Annotated in this window: 20 protein-coding genes; 9 read left to right on the plus strand and 11 right to left on the minus strand. The window is 71.8% G+C overall.

What is annotated here, in order from left to right; translation table 11 throughout:
• Window positions 1–20: 20 nt before the first annotated feature.
• Window positions 21–3,542 carry a hypothetical protein gene (locus QP939_RS43750; protein ID WP_285452719.1) on the minus strand — a complete coding sequence of 1,174 codons (3,522 nt, stop codon included), beginning with the start codon at window positions 3,540–3,542 and terminating at the stop codon, window positions 21–23.
• A gap of 489 nt (window positions 3,543–4,031) precedes the next feature.
• On the opposite strand from QP939_RS43750, the gene QP939_RS43755 reads away from it, so the two are divergent.
• Entirely contained in the window at window positions 4,032–7,928 is a 3,897-nt protein-coding gene (locus tag QP939_RS43755) for an nSTAND1 domain-containing NTPase (protein WP_285452720.1), read from the plus strand.
• Between the two features lie 141 nt (window positions 7,929–8,069).
• Complete coding sequence (locus QP939_RS43760) at window positions 8,070–8,621, plus strand: snapalysin family zinc-dependent metalloprotease (protein ID WP_285452721.1); 552 nt, start codon at window positions 8,070–8,072, stop codon at window positions 8,619–8,621.
• 40 nt (window positions 8,622–8,661) lie between these two features.
• Here QP939_RS43760 and mftD read toward each other — a convergent pair whose 3' ends face one another.
• The 7 genes from mftD to mftA all read right to left on the minus strand — a co-directional run bounded on the left by mftD (window position 8,662) and on the right by mftA (window position 14,440).
• Window positions 8,662–9,846, minus strand: coding sequence for a pre-mycofactocin synthase MftD (mftD, locus tag QP939_RS43765; RefSeq protein WP_285452722.1), 1,185 nt, complete (start codon window positions 9,844–9,846; stop codon window positions 8,662–8,664).
• Entirely contained in the window at window positions 9,843–11,246 is a 1,404-nt protein-coding gene (mftF, locus tag QP939_RS43770) for a mycofactocin biosynthesis glycosyltransferase MftF (protein ID WP_285452723.1), read from the minus strand. The genes mftD and mftF overlap by 4 nt, the downstream gene beginning before the upstream one ends.
• Window positions 11,243–12,022 (minus strand): mycofactocin-coupled SDR family oxidoreductase, encoded by a 780-nt coding sequence (locus QP939_RS43775; protein WP_285452724.1) that lies wholly within the window; start codon window positions 12,020–12,022, stop codon window positions 11,243–11,245. Before QP939_RS43775 ends, mftF begins: the two co-directional genes overlap by 4 nt.
• Window positions 12,023–12,179: 157 nt before the next feature.
• Complete coding sequence (gene mftE / locus QP939_RS43780) at window positions 12,180–12,917, minus strand: mycofactocin biosynthesis peptidyl-dipeptidase MftE (protein WP_352249004.1); 738 nt, start codon at window positions 12,915–12,917, stop codon at window positions 12,180–12,182.
• Entirely contained in the window at window positions 12,881–14,050 is a 1,170-nt protein-coding gene (gene mftC, locus QP939_RS43785) for a mycofactocin radical SAM maturase (RefSeq protein ID WP_285452725.1), read from the minus strand. Before mftC ends, mftE begins: the two co-directional genes overlap by 37 nt.
• A complete protein-coding gene (gene mftB / locus QP939_RS43790) occupies window positions 14,050–14,343 on the minus strand; it encodes a mycofactocin biosynthesis chaperone MftB (RefSeq protein ID WP_285452726.1) in 294 nt (97 codons plus the stop codon). The genes mftC and mftB overlap by 1 nt, the downstream gene beginning before the upstream one ends.
• On the minus strand, window positions 14,333–14,440 hold the full coding sequence (gene mftA / locus QP939_RS43795; RefSeq protein ID WP_285452727.1) for a mycofactocin precursor MftA: 108 nt from the start codon (window positions 14,438–14,440) through the stop codon (window positions 14,333–14,335). Before mftA ends, mftB begins: the two co-directional genes overlap by 11 nt.
• A gap of 106 nt (window positions 14,441–14,546) precedes the next feature.
• On the opposite strand from mftA, the gene mftR reads away from it, so the two are divergent.
• Together mftR and QP939_RS43805 are read left to right on the plus strand one after the other, a co-directional pair.
• Window positions 14,547–15,185 (plus strand): mycofactocin system transcriptional regulator MftR, encoded by a 639-nt coding sequence (gene mftR, locus QP939_RS43800; RefSeq protein WP_285452728.1) that lies wholly within the window; start codon window positions 14,547–14,549, stop codon window positions 15,183–15,185.
• Between the two features lie 80 nt (window positions 15,186–15,265).
• On the plus strand, window positions 15,266–16,372 hold the full coding sequence (locus tag QP939_RS43805) for an alpha/beta hydrolase (protein ID WP_285452729.1): 1,107 nt from the start codon (window positions 15,266–15,268) through the stop codon (window positions 16,370–16,372).
• 1 nt (window position 16,373) lies between these two features.
• Here QP939_RS43805 and QP939_RS43810 read toward each other — a convergent pair whose 3' ends face one another.
• Both QP939_RS43810 and QP939_RS43815 read right to left on the minus strand, forming a co-directional pair.
• Entirely contained in the window at window positions 16,374–17,942 is a 1,569-nt protein-coding gene (locus tag QP939_RS43810) for an alkaline phosphatase D family protein (protein WP_285452730.1), read from the minus strand.
• Window positions 17,943–18,089: 147 nt separating this feature from the next.
• Entirely contained in the window at window positions 18,090–18,359 is a 270-nt protein-coding gene (locus QP939_RS43815) for a type 2 periplasmic-binding domain-containing protein (RefSeq protein WP_285452731.1), read from the minus strand.
• 44 nt (window positions 18,360–18,403) lie between these two features.
• Here QP939_RS43815 and QP939_RS43820 point away from each other — a divergent pair, with 44 nt between their 5' ends.
• Genes QP939_RS43820 through QP939_RS43830 form a run of 3 tightly spaced genes read left to right on the plus strand, consistent with a single transcriptional unit; the run spans window position 18,404 to window position 19,743 of the window.
• Window positions 18,404–18,550 (plus strand): ribbon-helix-helix protein, CopG family, encoded by a 147-nt coding sequence (locus QP939_RS43820; RefSeq protein ID WP_285452732.1) that lies wholly within the window; start codon window positions 18,404–18,406, stop codon window positions 18,548–18,550.
• A 1-nt stretch (window position 18,551) separates the two neighbouring features.
• Window positions 18,552–18,896 carry a VOC family protein gene (locus QP939_RS43825; RefSeq protein ID WP_285452733.1) on the plus strand — a complete coding sequence of 115 codons (345 nt, stop codon included), beginning with the start codon at window positions 18,552–18,554 and terminating at the stop codon, window positions 18,894–18,896.
• Between the two features lies 1 nt (window position 18,897).
• Complete coding sequence (locus tag QP939_RS43830) at window positions 18,898–19,743, plus strand: class I SAM-dependent methyltransferase (RefSeq protein ID WP_285452734.1); 846 nt, start codon at window positions 18,898–18,900, stop codon at window positions 19,741–19,743.
• Here QP939_RS43830 and QP939_RS43835 read toward each other — a convergent pair whose 3' ends face one another.
• A complete protein-coding gene (locus QP939_RS43835) occupies window positions 19,744–20,373 on the minus strand; it encodes a TetR/AcrR family transcriptional regulator (protein WP_285452735.1) in 630 nt (209 codons plus the stop codon).
• 57 nt (window positions 20,374–20,430) lie between these two features.
• Here QP939_RS43835 and QP939_RS43840 point away from each other — a divergent pair, with 57 nt between their 5' ends.
• Both QP939_RS43840 and QP939_RS43845 read left to right on the plus strand, forming a co-directional pair.
• A complete protein-coding gene (locus QP939_RS43840; RefSeq protein ID WP_285452736.1) occupies window positions 20,431–21,108 on the plus strand; it encodes a class II aldolase/adducin family protein in 678 nt (225 codons plus the stop codon).
• On the plus strand, window positions 21,105–22,046 hold the full coding sequence (locus tag QP939_RS43845) for a carbohydrate kinase family protein (protein ID WP_285452737.1): 942 nt from the start codon (window positions 21,105–21,107) through the stop codon (window positions 22,044–22,046). The genes QP939_RS43840 and QP939_RS43845 overlap by 4 nt, the downstream gene beginning before the upstream one ends.
• Window positions 22,047–22,138 lie beyond the last annotated feature (92 nt).

The raw sequence follows: 22,138 nt of genomic DNA on the forward strand, positions 1-22,138 counted from the left end.
CGCAAATCGCGGCGAGGCGCTCACGTGCGGCGGCGAAGCGCAACGGCGGAAGCTTCAGCCAGGTCTGCTCGGCCGCCGTGAGACGCAGGAGGCTGTCCCTGGTCCACTTGGTCCTCGGCGCCGCCTCGGCGTCGGCGTCGTCCAGGCCGCCGATCCGGTCCAACACCTCCTGCCGTGCGGCGGTGTCCTCGAGCGCCCGCAGGAGCAGGCCCCTCCAACGCAGGTAGTCGGACATCTCCTCGGCCCGGATGGGCACCTTGAAGACGTCGACCGGAACTTCGCCGAAGATCTCGCTCCGCGTCCGCACCCGCGTCCGCTCCCGCAGCCGTTTGGCGTGACCACGCAAGGCACGCGGCGCCGATTCGGCGTACTCCTCGTAGACATCCCTCGTCTCGCAGAGCGCGCAGTCGGGAACTGCGGGACGCCCCAGGCTGCTCGTCGCGAGGAACCGCACTTCGGCGGGTACTGCGGGCCCCGCCCTTCCGCCCCGGCGGGCACGCAAGGCGCTGACCGCGCGCAACGCGTCGGACTCCTGGCCGCCCAGCTGGTCGAGCAGGACAAGCGCCAAGATCGCGGACGCACCGGCCTCGGCGGCGAGCCGCATCATCTGGTGGACCGACGTGGCACTCAGCGCGCCCCAGTCGACGACGACTACCGTTCCGAGCTTCCGGTGGCGCGGGGAGACTGGCGGGGAACGTCCACCTGTTCCCGGCGACGGCTCGCGGGATCGCCGACACGTCGGTGACCTCCGCGCCCTCCTCGACGAGAACCTTTCGGACGAGCTGGGCGAGCTTGGACGCGTAGTCGGCGGTACCAGCCGGGTACCAGATGCGGCAGCTCGCCAGCGGGTCCCGCACACCCGGGCTGTCCACATCCCACTGCAGCATCACGTCATGCACGCTGTAGCGGATCGCGGCGCACACCTCGTCGCTCACGCCGTTGCCGAACAGCAGGTGGTCGAGCTGGGGGTACGCGCTGAAGTGGCGAGCACGCGGAATGCTCTCGACGTGCCCGAGCCGCAAGGCATCGTCGTCCTCGGCGCACCACTCGAGCAAGGTTTCCTCGGTGATCGGGGTCCGCGCTGGTGTCGGCACCTCGTGGGGCGCGACCGGACGTCGGTGGATCGGGTTGATGTCGACGGGAGTTCCCTCAGGTTGCGACGGGACCGTGGTGTCGGCCTTGACCAGCGACAGCACGGCGATGTCGCGGTTGAACATCCGGATCGGGCCGGAGTGCGTCCTCGCGTCCACCACGCAGACAACGGCCACGGGTACGACGCACTTACCGGCGAGCGCGGCCGCTGCCCGGCGGACGGTGTTCTCCGTGGAAAGCATGTCGGCGCAGATGACGACGTTGGCTCGGCGAGGTACCTGCTCGCTGACGGGGATCCCGTCAAGGTCCAGGTCACCGGGCAGTTCGTAATATCGCCCGTCCCGATACAGGCACTCGCTCAGCTGGGCGGCCAGCTGAGCGGGTGTCGTCGACGCGCGCGCCACCACCAGGGACCGGTCGTGGTCCGTGGCCGCCAGCGATGCCTCCTCGACTGCTCGCGCCAGCAGGAACGTCACGAGGTCGAGTCCGATCGTTCCGTTCACCAAGCGCTCGACGTCGATCCAGCGGCTGGTCAGGCGCAGCATGGGTGTCCGGAACAGGCCGCGCGACACACCAGGCCCGCTTTGCTCGATCGCTTCGGCAAGACCGTCACGTACGTATTCACCGAGTGCGCGCACCGCATCGCCAGCCGAAACGTGCAAGATCACCTCGCCCGAGGTCACCGTGATCAGGTGCGCGTGTTTGGCGAGGATCGGCCACAGCTCGTCCTGCGCCCGGCCGGCCTCAGCCCACAACCGGGTCACCTCGGGCACCGGCAGTGCTCCTCCGGCCGCCGTGAGCCCTTCCAGCACGACCCGAAGGCACGCCGAACCGCCACACCAGAAGGGCGCGCCGGAGGCACCGAGGACCAGGATCGGGTTCGGGGTCCGGCTCCTCTGCGTGAGTTCCCACTCCCGCTCTTCGTCGGCGTTGAGCCCCGCGACGAGGAGGTCCAGCAGACGCGGATCGGCGTTCGGGAAGACCAGGACGACCGTGGCCTGGTGCGGGGTCAGGCTGGCGACGTGCAGGGCCTGCGACAAAGCCGTCTGCACAGCGGTGTCGGACAACGCGTGGTCAGGCTGCCGGACGGGGATGGTCGCAACCACGCCGGCCGACCGTCGTCCTTCCTGCGCCAGCAAGGCCGCTTCGTCCAGCCGTGCGCGGTCGGCGTCTCCGATCCCGTGTTCGGGGTCGAACTCACAGGGGATTACCTCCCAGCGCGCGTCGGCACGGGCACTGGAGCGCCACTCCCACGGCACCGAAAGCGCCCTGGTGAGGTAGTCGCGGATGACCAGGGTGACCTCGACGACGGTCCCCGGCGCCCAAGCCGGTTGCCGCTGGTCGAAGTCCTCGACCGCGGCCCCGGTGTAGACCTTCCCTATCGCCGCCGAGGCCGAGCGCGTCACCACGCTGCCGTGGTAGCTGCCGACCAACCGCGCGACTCTCCACAGTCCGACCGCTTCGGCTCGCGCTCCGGTCCCTCGGCTGGCGAGATTCCGTTCGAAGGCTTGGAGCACCAGTTCCCTGGGGGGCACCTGAGCCCTCGCCGGGTCCGCGTCCGGGGACAACCGGTGGAGCAGGCCGACTCCGGAGTCCCCGACGACCACCTGCAGCACTTGGCCACCGAACCCGCCAGCCTCCAGCGAATCGGCCAAGCCTCGTTCGGAGCGCGGCAGGCGGCAGCGGCCGACGTAGACGTCGTCGTCGACCAGCACTGCCGCGATCAACGCGCGGGTCGTGCGCGGTGAGCCCGACGAGGCGTGCAAGCCGACGTTCTCGGCGAGCCCGGAAACGACGACATGCGTGATGGCTCGGGCGTCCGAACGCGAAAGCCCCATGTCAGTGAACCGTCTGAGCACCTCCGGCAGGACCTCCGACGCGACCGGGCCGTGCGCGTCGACGGATACCCAACGGAACGGGAGGATCCTGCGCCGGCGCAACAACTTCGGTTCGTCGAGCGCCGCGGCCACCGGGCCCGCCTGGGTTTCCGGCCACGGCAAGCCGGACCGCGGGGCGGCGGAATCTTCCACCCGAACCGCATCGTCGTCCCAGTGGGAAGCGCGCAGGGCGTCGAGGAAACCGACGTCCCGCATGAACGCCCGGGCGTCCTCCCGTGCCTTGGCCTGCCGCGCGGTGCGCCGGCCAAGCCGCTCGAGTGCCGTCCCATCCTCGGCGGACTCGCCGATTTCTTCCGCCGCGACCGGCAGGACTCCGGTGGGCAGCACGACCGTGGCCTGCACACCGTCACGGACAGCGGCGTCCAGCAGCACGAGGGCCCGGGCGAGGGTTTCGAAGTGGACGAACTCGACGGACGCGAAGTCGAGCCGGAACCCTTCGGCGGCGACTTCCGGGCGCCAGCGGTGTCCCCCAACGAAGGGGCTTCCGGCGCCGCCCAGGCACATCTCCCATGCTTCGACAGTGAGCAGTCCGGGCAGCCGGTAGACGATCATTCCCGACACTCCCCAGGAACTCCGGATGCCGGTTCCAGCGATGACAGAAAATCATCGAACGCAGCCACAGACCCAGATTCGTTCACGAGATATTCGCCTCACTCCGCTGTGTACGCAATTGTCCAGAACCTGTCCTTGACCACGAGGTCGCGACGCGGTTTTGTGGAGCAAACCCCGGAGCCCGGAGACACGCGCATGCCCACGGTCCGACCACGGAACCGATCGGAGCCGACGGCTGTTCCTCCGGGTTCCCGCCCTCCAGTCAAGCGCGATCGCCGCGGCTTCGGAACTCGCCTGGGATTCCCCGAACACGTTCGGACAGAAGGTGGCCGCCGCAGGCCGGGATCTCGTACGTTCTGGTACACGGCAAGACACTTCGCCGATCGGCCGTTCGGACCAAAGTCCGTGCCTCCGCACCGCAACGAACGTGATTAATCGCGAACAGTCGTTCGTAGCGGATCACACCGAAACCGAGAGGAGCCGCGACTCGTGCCCGACCCGGAGTTCGACCCGAGCCTGATCAATGATCGCGTGGAATTCGGCCACACTCTCGAGGCCCTCTGCCAGCGAGCACGCCTGAGCGGGCGCGAAGCCGCACGCCGAGCCGGAATACCGGTGACCACCCTCAACGGCTACCTCCGAGGCCGCAACCTGCCACAGCGCAGCGGGAGCGAGGGCTTCATCGGGCTGCTGGAAGTATTGGGAATACATGACGAGAAGGCGCACGACGAATGGCTCGACACGATTGAACGGATCCGGCGACGACCCGGTCCCGAGCCGGCGGACGGGCCCGTACCGTACCGGGGTCTGGAGGCGTTCGACGAACGGGACACGGACTGGTTCTTCGGACGAACTCGTGTCACGAACCAGATCCTGAACCGGATCCACAACCGGCCTTCCCGCGGGCGCCCGCTGTTTGTGGTCGGTTCGTCCGGAGTCGGTAAGTCCTCCGTGCTGAAGGCCGGTGTGATGCCGGCGCTCGCCGGCCCCCGGGAGGGCAACCGCCTCGCACTGTTCATGACCCCAGGCCACAGTCCCTGCCTGCGGCTCGCTGATCTGCTCGGGGTGGACGGAGAGGATGTCTCACGGCAGCTCGCGGCCGATCCAGCGGAGCTTTCCCGGCACCTGTTGCATCCCGCGCTCCGCGAACGTCTGGACGACGAAGGCCATGAAGGCGCCGTGCTGATCATCGACCAGTTCGAAGAGCTGTTCAGCGCCGAAACCGCGGAATCGGAACGCCAGGCGTTCCTGCTGGCCATCGGCTACCTCGCAAACCCGGTCGCGAGCGGCGCCGCGACGACCGTCGTGGTACTGGGCATGCGCGTCGACTTCCTTCCCCAGGCCACCGACGACCTGATGCTCGCCGCCGCCCTCAACGATGACCAGGTGGTGATCGGACCCATGTCGCGAGAGGAACTCACCGAGGTGATCAAAGGGCCCGCGGCGAAAGCTCGCCTGTCGCTCGAGCCGGGTCTGGTCGATCTCATCCTGAGCGACCTCGCACCGGCGGGCTCGGCGGCGGCATGCGACTCCGGCGCCTTACCCCTTCTCGCGCATGCCCTGCGCATGACTTGGGAACGCCGGGAGCACGGGAGCCTGACTGTGGCCGGGTACCGGGACTGCGGCGGCATCCGCCAAGCGGTCGCCCAGACGGCGGACGCCATCCACATGCGGCTCGAGCCGGCAGGGCAGGATCGCGCACGCAGCATTTTCCTGCGGCTGGTCCACACCGGCGACGCTCTGCCGGACACCCGCCGCCGCGTGCCCACCGCGGAGATCGAGGACGGCTCCGCGGACGACCTGTCCGCGGATGTGCTCGACCGTTTCGTGAACGGAAGGCTGCTCACCGTCGCAGAGGACGGCGTCGAGATCGCCCACGAAGCGCTGATCCTGGCGTGGCCGCGCCTCCGGACCTGGCTCGACGACGACCGCGCCGGTCATGCCCTGCACCGCAGGCTCGGCTTGGCGGCGCGGACGTGGCAGGAGTCCGGCGAAGACGGTGACCTGCTCTACCGCGGTGGCCTGCTCACGTCGGCGAACGAATGGGTGGGGCAACCGGGACGCGACGCTCAGCTGAATGCCACCGAACGCGACTTCCTCGCCGCTTCGAACGAACGCCACCTCGCCGAGCAACGCGATCTGCGCGCCAGGCGACGGATCCGGCACGTGCTGATCTCAATCGTCGCCGTCTGCGTCCTGCTCGCGAGCGCGATGGTCAGTTATGCGGTCACACAGTCGGCGGCCAGTGCCCGGCAACGCGACTTGAGCCAGTCGCGGGAGCTCGCCACCCAGGCGGACCGGTTCCGGTCGAGCGACGTTTCGCTGGCCGCCCAGCTCAGCCTCGAGGCGTACCGCATTTCGCCGACTCCGCAAGCGAGGGCGAGCGTCCTTGACGCGAGTGCCAGCCCGCTGGCCATGCGGCTGCTCGGTCCCTTGCAGGTGCTACAAGCAGTGAGTGCCTCCTCGGACGGCACTCTTCTCGCGACGGCCGGGACAGGCCGCCAGGTTCAGTTGTGGACCCGCCGCCCCGGTGAGCTCCCCGTGCGGGCGGGGCCGCCGTTCGCGGCGGCGGACGAGACAATCTTCACGGTGGCGTTCACCCGGCACGGGAGCATCCTCGCCACGGGCGGTGGCGACCGGCGGGTGCGGTTGTGGGATGTGACCACACCGGCCGCCCCGGTGCCGCTCGGCGGGCCGCTGACCGGCTTCGGCAACACGGTTTACTCCGCGGCGTTCAGCCCGGACGGCACTCTGCTCGCAGTAGGTTCCGCGGACGAGACCATCCGATTGTTCTCGATGACAGACCCGGCGCACCCCGTTCTGCAGGCGACGATGACCGGCTTCACAGGGTTCGTCCAGGCGGTGGCCTTCGCCCCGGACGGCCGCACGCTGGCAGCCGGAGGCGCCGACCGCACCGTCCGGCTCTGGGATGTGGGAACGGCCAGCCGACCGGCGCCATTGGGCAGCGCGCTCGGCGGGCCGGTCGGCAAGGTCTTGACCGTCGCCTTCGCTCCGGACGGCCGTACACTCGCGGCCGGAAGCGCCGACAAGAACGTTTACGCCTGGGACACCGCCGATGTCCGGCATCCGGTGGCCGCCACGGCCCTGACCGGTGCGACCGGCCGGATCAACGCACTGGCCTTCACGCCCGATGGCACCACCCTCGCGGCGGGAAGCTCCGACAGCTCCGTCCGGGTCTGGGACCGTACGACGGGCCGGGTCGTGGTGTCCCTGCCGCATCCCGGACCGGTCACCGGAGTCGAGTTCCTCGACGGCGGCAGCGCGCTCGCGAGTGTTGCGGCGGACGGCGTCACCCGCCTGTGGCCAGTGCCGGGCCAGCGAATCGGGAATCGCGCCAACAGTGCGCTGTCCCTGGAGTACGCGGGTAACCACAACACCTTGATCACGAGCGCGGGTCTTCTGCCGAACACGACGGAACTGTGGGAGACGACCGATCCGGCGCGGCCAGCGCGAAGAGGCCGACCTTTGGTGAATCCCCACGCGGATGACAACTTCTCGGGTTCGGTGAGCCTGAGCCCGGACGGCCGGACCGCGGCGACCGGACTCGACGACGGCTTCGTCGTGCTCTTCGACGTTACGATCCCCGACGCCCCACGCGCGGTCGGTCCCGCTCTGCACGCGAGCGACAGTCTCGTCGAAACGGTGGAGTTCAGCCGGAACGGCCGCCTGCTGGCCGTCGGCACCGACGACCGGCCGGTCACGCTCTGGGACGTGAGCGACCCGCAGTCGACCAAGCTGGTCGCGACGCTGCAAGGAGCGGGCAACAGTGTCTATTCGCTGTCGTTCAGTGCCGACGACTCCCTGCTCGCGGCTGGCAGTCTCGACGGGAAGATCTGGCTCTGGGACGTGAGCCGTCCCGGCTCCGCACGACCACTTCCGGCTCTCTCGGGCTTCGACAGCTACGTCCACTCCGTCGTGTTCTCCCCCAAGGGCCCGATCATCGCGGCCGGCGGCGCGGACAAGACCGTCCGCCTGTGGGACCTCGCCGATCCCGCCGCACCCCGCGCGCTCGGCAACCCGCTGGTCGGCGCGACGAACTACGTCTACTCAGTGGCCTTCAGCCCGGACGGCGGCACCTTGGCTGCGGGCGGCTACGACCACACCGTGTGGACCTGGGACATGACGGATCCGAGTGCACCCCGGTGGCTCGCCACCCTGACAGCCGCGCAGGACTCGGTGTTCGTCGTCGAGTTCGCCCCCGACGGGCACGCGCTCACGGCAGGAACCGCGGAGAAGGCGATCCGCCTGTGGGAGACAGATCCCGATCGGGCGGCCGAGCGGATTTGCGCGGCGGTGGGGCAACGGATCACCGAAGAGGAGTGGGCCCGCTACGTGCCCGGCCGGCCTTACGACCCGCGGTGTTGATCGGTGAACCCTGTTGTCGGCCGGACGGACCGGGTTGGGTAATTCCCTACCTAAGTCGGCTCCGGCGGCAAGATCATCGCGGTAAATTCTCGACAGCGCGCGCAAATCCGGCAAATCCCCGTCCCCACGAGGAGTCTTCCGATGTCGAGGAAGTTCGCACTGGCCGGCGCCGTCGCGCTCGCCCTGACCCTGACCCTGACCCCGCTCGCCGCGGGGACCGCGTCGGCCGCCGTCGAGCAGGAAGCCGCCGTCACCACGGTCTACTACAGCACCGCCAGCGCCCCGACCTTCCGGTCGGTCATCAACGCCGGTGCCGCCAACTGGAACCGCAGCGTGACCAACGTCAGACTGGTCGAGCGCAACTCCGGCGCCAGCCTACGCTACACCGAAGGCAACGACCCCCGCGGCTCCTACGCCCAGACCAACGGGCACGGCAGCGGCACCATCTTCATCGACTACACCCAGGCCCGCCAGTACAACCCGACCCGCATCGCGGCCCACGAAACCGGCCACGCGCTCGGGCTGCCCGACCACTACTCCGGCCCGTGCTCGGAGCTGATGTCGGGCGGTGGCCCCGGCCCGTCGTGCACCAACGCCGTGCCGAACTCGGCCGAACGCAGCCGGGTGAACCAGCTGTGGGCCAACGGTTTGGCCGCCGCGACGTCCGCTGAACAGCGCGTCTACGGCTTCTGAACCCGCTGAGGTGGCCCGGGCTTTCGCGCCCGGGCCATTCTCATGCCCGCTGCGACGCCGGTTCCCCGAGGGCCGCCGCGAACCCCGGCGGGACCAGGACGTCCTCCCGGCCGAGGTCGTGCACGCTGCGCTTTCCCAGCGCCAGCAACGTGGAGTCGATGCCGTTGCGCAGGACGTCGAGCACGTTCTCCACGCCCGCCTGCCCGCCCGCGGCCAGGCCCCAGAGGTAGGCGCGGCCGATCAGCACCGCTTTCGCGCCCAGGGCCAGCGCCTTGACGACGTCGCTGCCGCGGCGGATGCCGCCGTCCAGCAGGACTTCCACCTGCGAGCCGACCGCGTCCGCGATCGCCGGGAGGGCCCGGATCGTCGCCGGGGTGCCGTCGAGGTTGTTGCCGCCGTGGTTGGACACCGAGATCCCGCTGACCCCGGCGTCGACCGCGCGGCGGGCCTCGTCGACCCGGATGACGCCCTTGAGCAGGAACGGCCCGTCCCACTGCGCGCGCAGCCAGGCCACGTCGTCCCACGACGGCGGCGGCGTCTGCATCCACTGGCCGTACGCGCCGAAGAACGTCGGCGCCTCCTCCCCCGGCGCGACCATGTTCGGCACGCCCAGGTCGGGCAGCCGCCGCGTCTTCGCGTAGTCCAGCAGCCACCGCGGCCGGGTCAGGCCTTCCGGCGCGAACCGCAGGAGCTCACGGAAGGTGAGTTTTTCGGGGATGTGCGGGCTGCCCCAGTCGCGGCTGTGGGAGAACGACCAGTCGAGCGTCAGGATGATGCCGACCGCCCCGGCGGCGCGGGCGCGCTCGAGGCGCCGCAGGATGTCGTCGCGGGTGCCGGTCCAGTAGATCTGGAAGTAGGTGTTCGGGTTGGCCGCGACGACCTCTTCGATCGGCTTGCTGCCGAAGGAGCTCAGGCCGATCGACGTCCCGCGCGCGGCGGCGGCTCGGGCGACCGCGACTTCGCCCTCGGGGTGCACGGCCTGCACGCCGGTCGGCGAGATCAGCACCGGCAGCGCGACGTCGCGGCCGAGGACGTGCGTGGCCAGCTCGCGTTGGCCGTGGTGCCCGGCGGTGCGCGGGGCGAAGCGCAGCTCGTCGAACGCGCCGAGGTTGTCGGCCAGCGTCAGGCCCTTCTCGGAACCGGCGATCAGGGCGGAGTACACGGATCCGGGCAGCCGTTTCTTGGCGCGGCGCTGGGCCTCGGCGACGGATTCGAACCAGGTCATCGTTTTCCCTTCGGGTCTGTGCGCAGGAGGCGCCGGGCGAGAGCCGGGCGGACCGGCTCGAGGGTGCGGTGGGTCAGGCACCCGGCCCACACGCCGGCGCCGTAGGCGACGTCGTCGGCGATCGCGGCGGCGGTGTAGCGGACGGGATCCAGCTCCGGCCGCTGCTTCAGCCACGCGGCGAGGGGCGGGCCGAACAGCAGCGACGCGGCGGCGGCACGCCATCCGCGTCGCAGCAGGAGCGCGGCGAGCACGGGCGCGGCGAACTGCGTGCCGTAGCGGCCGCAGCCGAGCCAGGTCTGGTGGACGGCGGTGGCCATCGCGCGGACGACGCCGTCGGCAGGGATGTCGTCGGCGCGCAGTCGGCGGACCAAGTCGGCGACCGAGCCGCCGAACGCCAGCGCGGCGAGGCCCGGACGGCGCGCCAGCAGCGCGGCGACGGTCAGCGTCGGCCACGGGTGCAGCGCCAGGGGTGCCAGCAGCCCCGGGTGTCGCTGTGAGAGTGGTGCGGCGGACGTGCCGTACCGCGCTCGTCGCGTGAGAAGTCCTTGCCACGTCGAGGGTTCGTGGTGGTCGACGTGGACGTCAGGGGCGTAGCGGATCCGGTGGCCCGCCTTGTGCAGACGCCAGACGAGGTCGACGTCCTCGCCGAAGCGCAGCTCCGGGTCGAAGGCACCGACTTCGCGCACGGCGGCCGCTTTGACGACGAGCGCGGCGGTCGGGACGTACGACACGCGGGTGCCGGGCGCGACCCGGGCGGGGCGGTCGCCGAGGTCGAGGCTGCTCGCCGCGCGGGTGTAGCGCCCCGCCGCCGTGTCCGGAGCCAGGGGCGTGACCCGGGGCGCGACCGCGGCCACCAGGGGGTCGGCGAAGTGTTCCGCGAGCCGGTCGGCCCAGTCGGGCGCCGGGACGCAGTCACTGTCCACAAAGGCCACGAGGTCGGTGGAGACGTGGTCGAGCGCGGTGTTCCGCGCGGGGCCGGGGCCGCCGTTGACGTCGCGGCGGACGAGCTTCGCGCCGTGACGTGCCGCAACCTCGCTGACGGCGGCGGGGTCGGCCGAGCCGTCGTCGACGACGAGGACGGGGTGACGGCCGTCGAGCCCGCCCAGGCAGCGGTCGAGGAGTTCGGCCCGGTCGCGGACGGGGACGACCACGGTGAGGTCCGCGGGCGTGGCCGGTTCCGGTGGCACGGGGTGCGCGAGCCCGGCGTCGGTGAGCCGCCGGGCGAGCACGCCCGCGGCGGCCGAGGCGACCGGGCCGTCGGCGAGTTCGCGCCAGGCGGCCTGACCGGCTTCGGTCAGGCGCAGGACTCGGGCCGGGGAGCCGCCGAAGAGGAGTTCGGCGGTGAGCTGCTTGGTGTCCTGGTCCGGGGTGACGCGGAAGCCGCGCGGTAGGGGGGTCACAGGGCCAGGCCTCCGTCCACGGGGACGACGGCGCCGGTCATGGCGCCGCTGTCCGGGCTCGCCAGGAAGGCCAGCACGGCGGCGACTTCGTCGGGGCCGAGGAGGCGCTGGACGGGTTGCTGGGCGGCGAAGGCGGCCGCGTCGGGGAGGGCGTAGAGGCGGGCGCTTTCGGCGAGGATGGGGGTGTCGGTCGAGCCGGGGCTGACGGCGTTGGCGGTGACGCCGGAGCCGCCGAGTTCGGCCCCGAGGGCGCGGACGAGCCCGGCAACCCCGGCTTTGGCGGCACAGTAGGCGGCGAGCATGGGCAAGCCCCGAGTGGCGGCGGCCGAGGCGACGGCGAGGAACCGCCCATGGCGGGGCTGCGGGCGGCGCAGGAGGGCGGGGATCGCGGCGCGGGCGAGGGTGAGGACGCCGGTGAGGTTGACGTCGAGGACGGCTTTTTCCTGCTCCGGAGGGACTTCCCAGAGGGGCACGCCCCCGGCGATGACACCGGCGGCGGCGATGGCGACGTCGAGGCCACCCCACCGGCGTTCGGCCTCGGTGACGGCGGCTTGCATCGCGGCGGGGTCCCGGACATCGGCGACGAAGGTGTCGACGTTGGGGAGCGCGCCGACGGCGGCGAGGTCGGCGGGGGTGGCCATGGGGTACGGGAGGGCCGGGTCATCGGCGGCGAGGTCGACGGCGAGGACGGAGCAGCCTTGCAGGGCGAGACGCCGGACGGTCGCGGCCCCGATCCCCCGGGCGGCGCCGGTGACGAGAGCGACGCGCGGGCTCATCGCGGCACCACCCTCGGGTGGCACGTGTGAACGGCTCGGATCCGCGGCACCACCGGCTGCCGGGCACGCGCCGGATCGGCCGTGGTCCTCGGCCCCGCCGGACCCCCGAGGCGCCGCGGCACCACCGGCCGCCGGGCGGGCGGCGACATCCTCTGGCTCATCGCGGCATCACCGCACCCGGCTCGCGGACCGGGCACCATCCGTCCACATGGGACACCAGCGCCGAGGTTAACTCAGCCAGCAGGTCCGCCCCCTCCTCGGCCGTCGCAGCACGAGGGTCGCCGAGCACCCCGGTCTCCGTCACCGCCCGGACCCCGCCCTCCCGCAACACCGGCATCAACTCGCCGATCGACCGCCCGTCCCCCGCCACCGCGCGGTCCATCCGCACCGAACCCGGCCGCAGCACCAGCTGCAACGCCGTCTCCGGCCGACCGGCGTGCGGCTCGCCCTCCCAACGCGGCTGGAACACCGACACGTCCCGAGACTCCGCGCGCAACCGGGCGGCCGCGCGGCCCACCGGTCCCGCGTTGCCCCCGTGCGCCGACACGAACAACACGTGCTCGAACGTCTCCGTCGCTGAGCGGCCCAGCTCCACCAGCAGGAACTCCGTCGCCTCCTGGCCGATCGACAACGTCCCCGCGAAGCCCGCGTGCTCACCACTCGACCCGTACGCCACCGCGGGCGCCACCAGCACGTCCGGCCGCACCTCGGCGAGCCGGTCGCACAAGCCCACCGCGATGTCGGTGTCCGTCGACAGCGGCAAGTGCGGGCCGTGCTGCTCGGTCGCCCCGATCGGCACCGCCAGGATCGCCGCCCGCCGAGCGACGTCCGGCCAGGAAAGGTCCGCGAGCCGCACGGTCAGCGCCTGAACCCGGCGAGCGGGCTTTCGTCGCACGCGCGCTCCGGTGGGCGGCGCATCCCGATCGTCACCGGGACCGGCTCGCGCTTCCGATGGGAGTGGTCCAGCGACGGCTTCGGCACGCTCGTCACGCCCGCCAGCGCCAGTTCGCCGTGGCCGCGCACGCACTCCGGGTCCGGGCCGTCCAGCGGCAGGCCGGTGAAGAACTTCGCCGCCATGCAGCCGCCGCGGCAGGCGTCGAACGCCGAGCACGACTCGCACGCCCCGCCGCTCTGCGGCGAACGCAACGACGTGAACAACTCCGACTCCCGCCACACCCTCGTGAACCCGCCCTCGGAACGGACGTTGCCCGCCAGGAACGTGTCGTGGATGGCGAACGGGCACGCGTAGACGTCACCCACCGGGTCGACGAGGCACACGACGCGGCCGGCGCCGCACAGGTTCAGCCCCGGCAGGTCGCCCTCGCCGTAGCCCGCCAGGTGGAAGAACGAGTCGCCGGTCAGCACGCCTTCGCCGTGCGCCACCAGCCAGTCGTACAGCGAACGCTGCTGCGCGGCGGTCGGGTGCAGCTCGTCCCACGTGTCCACGCCGCGGCCGGACGGGCGCAGCCGGGTGATCCGCAGCTGGGCGCCGTAGCGGTCGGCGATCGCCTTGAACTCGTCGAGCTGGGCGACGTTGTGGCGGGTCATCACCACCGAGATCTTGAAGTTCGCGAAACCCGCGTCCGCCAAATGCTCCATGGCGCGGATCGCCGTGGCGTACGAGCCGGGCCCGCGGACGTGGTCGTTGACCTCGGCCGTCGCTCCGTCCAAGGAGATCTGGACGTCGACGTAGTCACTCGCCGCGAGCCGCCGCGCCACCTCCGGCGTGATCTTCACGCCGTTCGTGGAGAACTTCACGCCCACGTGGTGCTCGGTCGCGTAATCGACCAGTTCCCAGAAGTCCGGGCGGACGGTCGGTTCGCCGCCGCCGATGTTGACGTAGAACACCTGCATGCGCTCGAACTCGTCGATCAGCGCCTTGCACTCCGCTGTGGACAGTTCGCGCGGGTCCCGCCGTCCGGACGAGGAAAGGCAGTGGACGCACGAGAGATTGCAGGCGTAGGTCAGTTCCCAGGTGAGGCAGATCGGGGCGTCGAGCCCGTACTGGAATTCGTCCACAAGGGACATCAGGCACTCCTCGGCTGGATCATCCGCGACGCCGCCAGCGCGGCCAGCGCGGCGCGGTAGCGCGGCAGCTCGGGCGGGCCGACGCCGGCGCCGTCGCAGGCCGCGCGGGCGCTCGGGTGGTCGGCCAGCGACCGGACGACGGTCAGCAGGGCCGGGCTCTTCAGGAACGACAGGCGGCGGGTGCCGAAGTGGTACAGCAGCGCCCCGAACCGCTCGGGCCGGATGGCGACCCGTTCGTCCAGGCGCCAGGCGGCGTCCAGGTCGAACGGGCCGGCCGCGGCGTCAGTAGACACCGCACATCCCGTCGATGGAGACCTCCTCGACCAGCAGGTCTTCGGCCACCACGGTGTCCTCGGCGGGGGTGGGCTGCTCGGCGGGCTTCTCGGTCATCGTGACTCCTTCGGCACTGAGACAGTTTCGGCACGCTGTGACGAATATGGGGAGAGTAATGTCACGGCGTGTCGGAAACAACCCCGGGAACGGAACGGCCACTCGGATGACCCAACGCACCACCGGCGCCGGCCGCCGCGGCCGTCCCCCGGGCACCAGCGCCCGCGAGCTGGAGGTCATCGCGCTGCGGCTGTTCACCGAGCGGGGCTTCCACGAGACGACGGTCGACGACATCGCCGCCGCCGCGGGGGTCAGCCGCCGGACGTTCTTCCGGTACTACGAAGCCAAGTCCGACGTGCTGTGGAACGAGTTCGACCACGAGGTCGAGACGATCACCGAGCTGCTCGCGGCGGCGCCGGACGCACTCCCGGTGATGGACGCGGTCCGCGAAGCGGTGCTCGCGGCGAACCACTACCGCGCCGAGGACGTCCCGGAGCTGCGGATGCGGATGAGCCTGGTCAGCTCGGTCCCGGAGCTGGCCGCGAGCGCGGCGCGGCACTACGACGCGTGGGAGCGCGCGGTGAGCGCGTACGTCGGGCGCCGGACGGGCCAGCCGGCGGACTCGCTGTACCCGCTGACGGTGGGCCGCGCGGTGCTGGCGGCCTGCCGCGCGGGCTACGAGCGTTGGTCGGCCCGCGCGGACGCGGACCTCACCGTCTACCTGGACGCGGCCTTGCGGGCGTTGGCCGCCGGCTTCGCGGACCCGGTGCTGACCGCCGAACCCCAGCCCGTCGCCGGGGACTGACGCGGCCGCGGTTCCCTGACGGGGTCGGGATCGGTGATCATCCCGATGTCGCGCGCATCCGGGGTCAATACGGTCGAACCATGCGAAAAGCCCTCCTCGCCGGGGTCACCGGCGCCCTCTTCCTGACCACGGTCTCCGCCGCCGCGGCCGCGCCGCCGCTGCGGCTGCCCGCACCGACCGGGCCGTATCCGGTCGGCAGCACCGAACTGCACCTCGTCGACCACGGCCGCCCGGACCCGTGGGTCGCGGGGACGACGCGGGAGCTGATGGTGACCGTCCGGTACCCGGCGCGGCCCGGCGGCGGCCCGAAAGCGCCGTACATCCCGGAAAACGCGGCGAAAGTCGTCGCCGAAGACGACGCGGCGCAGCTGCGCGTCCCCGCCGGCCGGCTCGGCTACACCTTCCCCACGCACGCCCGCACCGGCGCTCCCGCCGCCGGCGGGCCGCGGCCGGTCGTGCTCTACTCCCCCAGCGCGAAGTACCCCCGTTCGGTCGGGACCGCGCTCCTGGAGCAGCTGGCGAGCGAGGGGTACGTGACGGTGGCGATCGACCACACCCACGAGCCCGCCGCGGTGGAGTTCCCCGGCGGCCGGGTGAAACGCCGGGTGCTGCCCTCGGGCCCGGACGCGGGCAAGCGGCTGATCGCCACGCGGGTGGCCGACACCCGGTTCGTCCTCGACGCGCTGGAAACCCTGGCCCGGGGCGGAAAACCCGACGCGGAGCAGCGCGCGCTCCCCGCCGGGCTCGTCCCGGACGTCTCGCGGATCGGCATGTTCGGCCACTCCGGCGGCGGGTTCACCACCGGCGAGACGATGGTCGTGGACGGCCGCGTCGACGCGGGCGCCGACCTCGACGGCAGCATGGCGTACTCCCTGTCGAACCGCGACTTCGGCCGCGCCGCCACCGAAGGCCTCGACCGGCCGTTCCTGCTGATGAGCGCGGGCGACCACAGCGCGGCCTCCGACGTCTCGTGGCAGGAATTCCTGAGCCACCAGCGCGGGCCCGTCCGCGAGCACTACCTGCCCGACGGCGAGCACTTCAGCTACACGGACTACCAGGTGCTCCTGCCGCGGCTCGGCCTCGACCCGGCGTCGATCGCCCCGTTCATCGGGACGATCGAGCCGGGCCGGAGCCTCGACACCCAGCGCGCGTGCCTGAGCGCGTTCTTTTCCGAGTACGTCAGGTGAGCTACGCGGGCACAGCGCCGGGCTTGCCGTCGGCGACGACGAAGCTCGCGCGGGTGCTCACCGGGGCACCGGGCCGCGAGACGTAGTCGACGACGCGGTAGTCGGCCGTCCACTCCGCCCGGGTGATCACGTTGCGGACGTAGCCGCGCTTGCGGTTGACGAACTTCAGGTGCGGGTTTTCCCGCAGCTGCACGGCATCGCCCGCGTTCTGCTCGACGCCGTCGCCGCCGGAGGTGATCGACGTGCCGACGAGCTCGGTTCCCACCGTCGCCGACATCGGGTCCGCGAAGTCGGCCTTGATGTCGGCGACGTAGCTCGCGTGCACGTCACCGGTGATCACCACCGGGTTGCTCGCCCCGGCCAGGTGGTCGCGGACGAAGTCGCGCTCGACCGGGTAGCTGTCCCAGGCATCGTCGCTGAAGCTCTGCTCCGGGCCCGCCGTGAAGTCGCGGGCGGAGAAGAACACCTGCTGCGCCAGGACGTTCCACCGCGCGGTGCGGCCCGCGAGGTTGCGCAGCAGCCAGTCCTTCTGCGCGGCACCGAGGATCGTGCGGGCCGGGTCGAGCCGCTCCTGCGGCGTCACCTCCTGGTCGTCGCGGAACTGGCGGGTGTCGAGCAGGTGGAAGTCGACGAGGTCGCCGAAGGTCAGCCGCCGGTGGATGCGGATGTCCGGTCCCGACGGGCGCTGGGCGCGCCGCAGCGGCATGTGCTCGTAGTAGGCCTGGAACGCGGCCGCGCGGCGTTGCCGGAACACCGCCGGGTCCTGGTCGGGTTCGGTGTCGGGCTGGGAGATGTCGCCCGCCCAGTTGTTTTCGACCTCGTGGTCGTCGAACACGACGGCCCACGGGAACGCGGCGTGCGCGGCCTGCAGGTCCGGGTCGGTCTTGTACTGCGCGAGGCGGGTGCGGTAGTCGGCCAGGGTCCAGATCTCGGCGGCGGGCGCGTGGCCGCGGCCGATCGTGCCCTGCGCGCCGCCTTCGTAGATGTAGTCGCCGAGGAACGCCACCAAGTCGAGGTCTTCATCCGCCATGTGCCGGTAGGCGGTGTAGAAGCCTTCGGGGTAGTTCTGGCAGCTGGCGAAGGCGAAGGCGAACCGGTCGGTGCGCGACCCGGGCCGCGGCGCGGTCTTCGTCCGGCCCGCCGGGCTCAGCTCGCGGCCGGTCCGGAAGCGGTAGAAGTATTCGCGGCCGGGCCGCAGGCCGGACACCTCGACGTGCACGGTGTGCGCCTGCTCCGGGCGCGCGAGTTCGGCTCCGGCGGCGACCACCCGGCGGAAGCCCTCGTCCTCGGCGACCTGCCAGCTGACCGGAACCGGCCGGGTGGGCATGCCGCCGTCCGGAGCCAGCGGGGCGGGCGCGAGCCGCGTCCACAGCACCACCCCATCGGGTAGCGGGTCCCCCGAAGCCACACCGAGGGTGAACGGGGCGCGGATCGGCGCGGCCCCGGCACCTTCGGCCGCCGCGGCGGGGACCCCGGACAGGGCGGCGGCGCCGAGCGCGGCGGTGCCGGCCAGCAGAACCTGCCGACGCGACGGCGCCGGACCCGCGGCGGCGTCGAATGGACCAGCCATGTGTCACCTCTTCCGAAGAGCGTTTCCGGTGCGCGGAGGCGCACGGCCCGCACACGCTAAGTTCGGCGGATGACGACGGTCCGACATCGTGATGACCCGATGGTGTACACCCGAATTAAGTAGAGAAATCCCGTTCGCGACGGAGAGCTACTCGAACGCCTCCGCGTTGGGCGGCGAGCACATGCTCACCGCCAGGGTGAAGCCGCCGATCGTGCCGCGGCTCGGCCGTCCGGGTACCACCGACGGGTACCGCGCCCCGTGCACGTGCGCCAGGTCCTGCGGTTTCTCCTTCGCGTACGAGGCGTAGCCGTACGGCTCCAGTGCTCCCTGCCCGCGCTGGAACGCCTGCCGGACCTCGTCCTCCTTCGCGTTGCCCAGCGACGGGTCGGTCACCCCGGCCGTCGTGAGCGTCTTCACCGGGCAGGATGCGGCTAGATTGCTAGCATGCTAGCCTGTCGGACGTGGGTGATGAGGACGTCAAGCAGTTCAACGTGTACCTGCCCGTCGGCTTGATCCGGCAGGTCAAGCACCGCGCCATCGAAACGGAGCAGTCGCTGTCGGCCCTCGTCGCCGAAGCGCTGCGCGCCTACCTGGAAAAGGAGCACTGACATGACGACCGAGGGCGTCGAAGCGCTGTACCTGGAGACGCACAACTGGGGCAAGGCGGCCAAGTTCTTCCAGGCGCTCGGCTACCGGCTCGAGTTCGAGACCGGCCACGGCTCGGGCCAGCTGCGCAACGGCGACGGCCCGTTCCTCTTCATCGCCGAGGTGCCCGAGACGCAGGAGCCGCGCACGCAGGTCGTGTTCAAGGTGCCCGACGCGGACGCGTTCGAGGCCGACGGCATCGTCGAGGTCGTGACCCCGTTCGAGGACACCCACTACGGGACCCGCGAAATGACCGTCCGCGACCCCGACGGGCGGACGTGGACCCTGTCGGCGCCGGGGAAGGCGTGACGTGCGCGCCGCCCCGGACAGTACCGCCGTCCGGACCGCGCTGTGGCGGGCCCTGCACGTCCGGCTCGACCCGCCGCCGCACGTGTTCGCCGACGAACTGGGCCTCCGGCTGGCCGACCCCGGCGAGCGGTGGCGGGACCGCGACGACATGGACCCGGCCACCGCGGGCCGCTACCGGGCGGGCATGGTCGCGCGGGCCCGGTTCGTCGAGGACCTGGTGACCGAGCGGGCCGCCGACGGCGTCGCCCAGTACGTGATCCTCGGTGCCGGGCTGGACACCTTCGCCCAGCGCCGGCCGGAAGTCGCGGCCCGGATGCGCGTGTTCGAGGTCGACCAGCCCGGCCCGCAGGCGTGGAAACGCCGTCGCCTGGCCGAACTCGGCCTCGGCGTCCCGGACTGGCTGCGGCTCGTCCCGGTCGACTTCGAAGCCGGGGCGTCGTGGCCGGACGAGCTCGCGGCCGCGGGCTTCGCGACGGACCGGCCGGCGGTCGTCGCCTCCACGGGCGTCAGCATGTACCTCTCGAAGGAGGCGAACGCGGCCACGCTGCGCCGGATCGCCGGGTTCGCGCCGGGATCCACGTTCGCGATGACGTTCATGCTGCCCGCCGAACTGCTCGACGAGGGCGACCGCGCGCGGCACCGGGCCACGGCGAGCAAGGCGAAGTCGGCGGGAACGCCGTTCGTGAGTTCCTTCTCCCCCACCGAACTCCTCGCCATGGCCAGGGAAGCCGGTTTCCGCGCGGTGACCCACGTTTCCGGCGACGAGCTGAACGACCGGTACTTTGCGGGCCGGGCCGACGGGCTCCGCATCACGAAGGGCGAGGAGTTCCTCGTCGCGACGACGTGATCACGGCCGGGGCAACCGGTCGAGGTAGGCCCGCAGCATCACCTTGAGCTGGTCGAGCAGCTCGGGGGCGCCGTCGCCGCGGAACGCCTCCTGCAGCACCGCGTCCGCGGCGAGGAACGCCGCCCGGCAGGCGAGCGCGGCCGCGTCGTCGTCGCGGACGCGGTGCTGCGCGACGAGGATCCGGTGCACGCCCGCGGCCATCACGCGCTTGTGGGCGAGGTCGGCTTCCCGCGCCGCGTCGGTGAGCCCGCGGCCGAGCCACAACGCGCGGAACCCGGGTTCGGCGCGGTAGAGCCCGGCGAACGCGTCGACGAGGAGGCCGACCGGGTCGGCCCACGTCTCCGTCTTCGCGCGTCCGGCGAAGGCGTCCATCAGGTCTTCCAGCCGGGCGAGGTAGACGTCGGCGAGGGCCTCGGTGATGGCGTCGCGGTCCGGGAGGTACTGGTAGAGCGCCCCCACGGACACCCCGGCTTCGGCGGCGACGCGGGTCGTGGTCAGCGCCTCGACGCCGTCCGCGGCGAGCAACCGGTCGGCCGCCGCCAGGACCTGGGCCAGCTTCTGCCGCGACCGGGCCTGGCGCGGCACCCGGCGCAGCCGGACGGCGGACTCCAGGGGATCCGGCCGGGTCATCGCGTCGCTCCAAACCTGAACGTGACTTTGATTCGGATTTATCCTAGCCTCGACCTTATGGGAGTGGCGGGTTCGGCGCTCGACGAGGCGCGGCGGGCGGTGGCGCGGGCCTGTCACGGCCTGGCCGGCGAGGGGCTGCTGATCGGCACGGCGGGCAACGTGAGTGTCCGGACGGGCGACCACGTGGCGGTGACCGCGACGGGAGTAGTGCTGGGCCGGGCCACGGCGGACGACGTCACGGTGGTCGACCTCGACGGCGGAGTCGTCGCCGGGGAGCTGCTGCCGACGTCAGAGCTGGAGCTGCACCTCGGGATCTACCGGCGCTACGGCGCGGGCGCGGTGGTCCACACGCATTCGCCGCAGGCGACGGCGGTGTCGCTGGTGCTCGACGAGCTGCCGTGCGTGCACTACCAGCAGCTCGCGCTGGGCGGCGCGATCCGGGTCGCGCCGTTCGCCGTGTTCGGGTCGGCGGAGCTGGCGGCGGGCACGCTCGCGGCGCTCGAGGGCAAGGCGGCGGCCCTGCTGGCCAACCACGGCGCGGTCGCGCACGGCCCGACGCTGGAGTCCGCTGTGGACAATGCGCTGCTGCTGGAATGGGCGTGCGGCTTGTACGTGCGGGCCGCGACGCTGGGTTCGCCGCGCGAGTTGGACGCCGCGCAGCAGGACGCGGTGTTCGCCGCGGCGGTCCGGCGTGGGTACGGGCGGCCCCGGCGGATCGAGGAGGAGGGCCGGTGACGCAGACGGTCGTCACGCTGGGAGCGCACGTATTCGACGTGCAGGTCCGGCCCGTGGAGGCCATCCCCGAAGGCCAGGGCGCGGCTTTGGTGGAGCAGATCCGCTTCGGCCCGGCGGGCACGGCCGCGGGAACGGCGATCACGCTGGCCAAGCTGGGAGCGACGGTCCGCACGGCGGGCGCGATCGGCACCGACCCGATCGGCGATCTCCTGCTGGCGATGCTCACGCGTTACGGGGTCGACACGTCGTTGCTGCTGCGCCGCGACGGCGTGCAGACGTCGGCTTCGGTGCTGCCGATTCGTGCGGATGGCAGCCGTCCCGCTTTCCACGTGCCGGGCGCGAACCTGACTTACTCGCCTGCCGATGCGCCGGTCGCGGAGATCGCCCGGGCGACCCACCTGCACCTGGGCGGGCCCGAGCTGATGGGTGGCGCGAAGGCCGTGGAGATCCTCGCTCCGGCGCGGATCTCGGGGGTGGTGACGTCCGCCGATCTGCTGGCGCCCGGTGATCCCGGGGTGCTCGCCTGGCTCGCGCCCGCACTGTCCTCTTTGGATTACCTGCTGCCGAACGAGGAGCAGGTGCTGGGGTTGTCGGGCGCGTCTTCGCTCGAGTCGGGTGCGCGCGCGTTGCTCGACCGAGGGGTCGGTTGTGTGGCAGTCACGCGCGGGGCACGCGGGGCTCTGGTGGTCACGGCCGAGTCGGAGGTCGCGGTTCCGGCGTTCGCGGTGCAGGTGACGGACACGACGGGCTGCGGCGACGCGTTTTCGGCGGGCTTCCTGCGGGGGCTGGGCCTCGGCCGGTCGCTGAGGGAGTCGGCGGTGCTGGGCTGCGCGGCGGCGGGCTTGGTGGCCCAGGGGCTCGGCAGCGACCACGGCGAGTTCGACCTCGCCGCGGCGGACGCCTTCGCCGCGCAAACCGCGACCCTCGAGATGGACTGACCGGGCCCGAAGCGCCCCAAGGCGGCCTTGGGTGCGTCTGACGCACCCAAGGCCGCCTTCGTTGCGTCTCACGCACCGAAGGCCACATTGGG

Origin of the sequence: Amycolatopsis nalaikhensis (assembly GCF_030264295.1) — a bacterium.
Classification (GTDB): Bacteria; Actinomycetota; Actinomycetes; order Mycobacteriales; family Pseudonocardiaceae; genus Amycolatopsis; species Amycolatopsis nalaikhensis.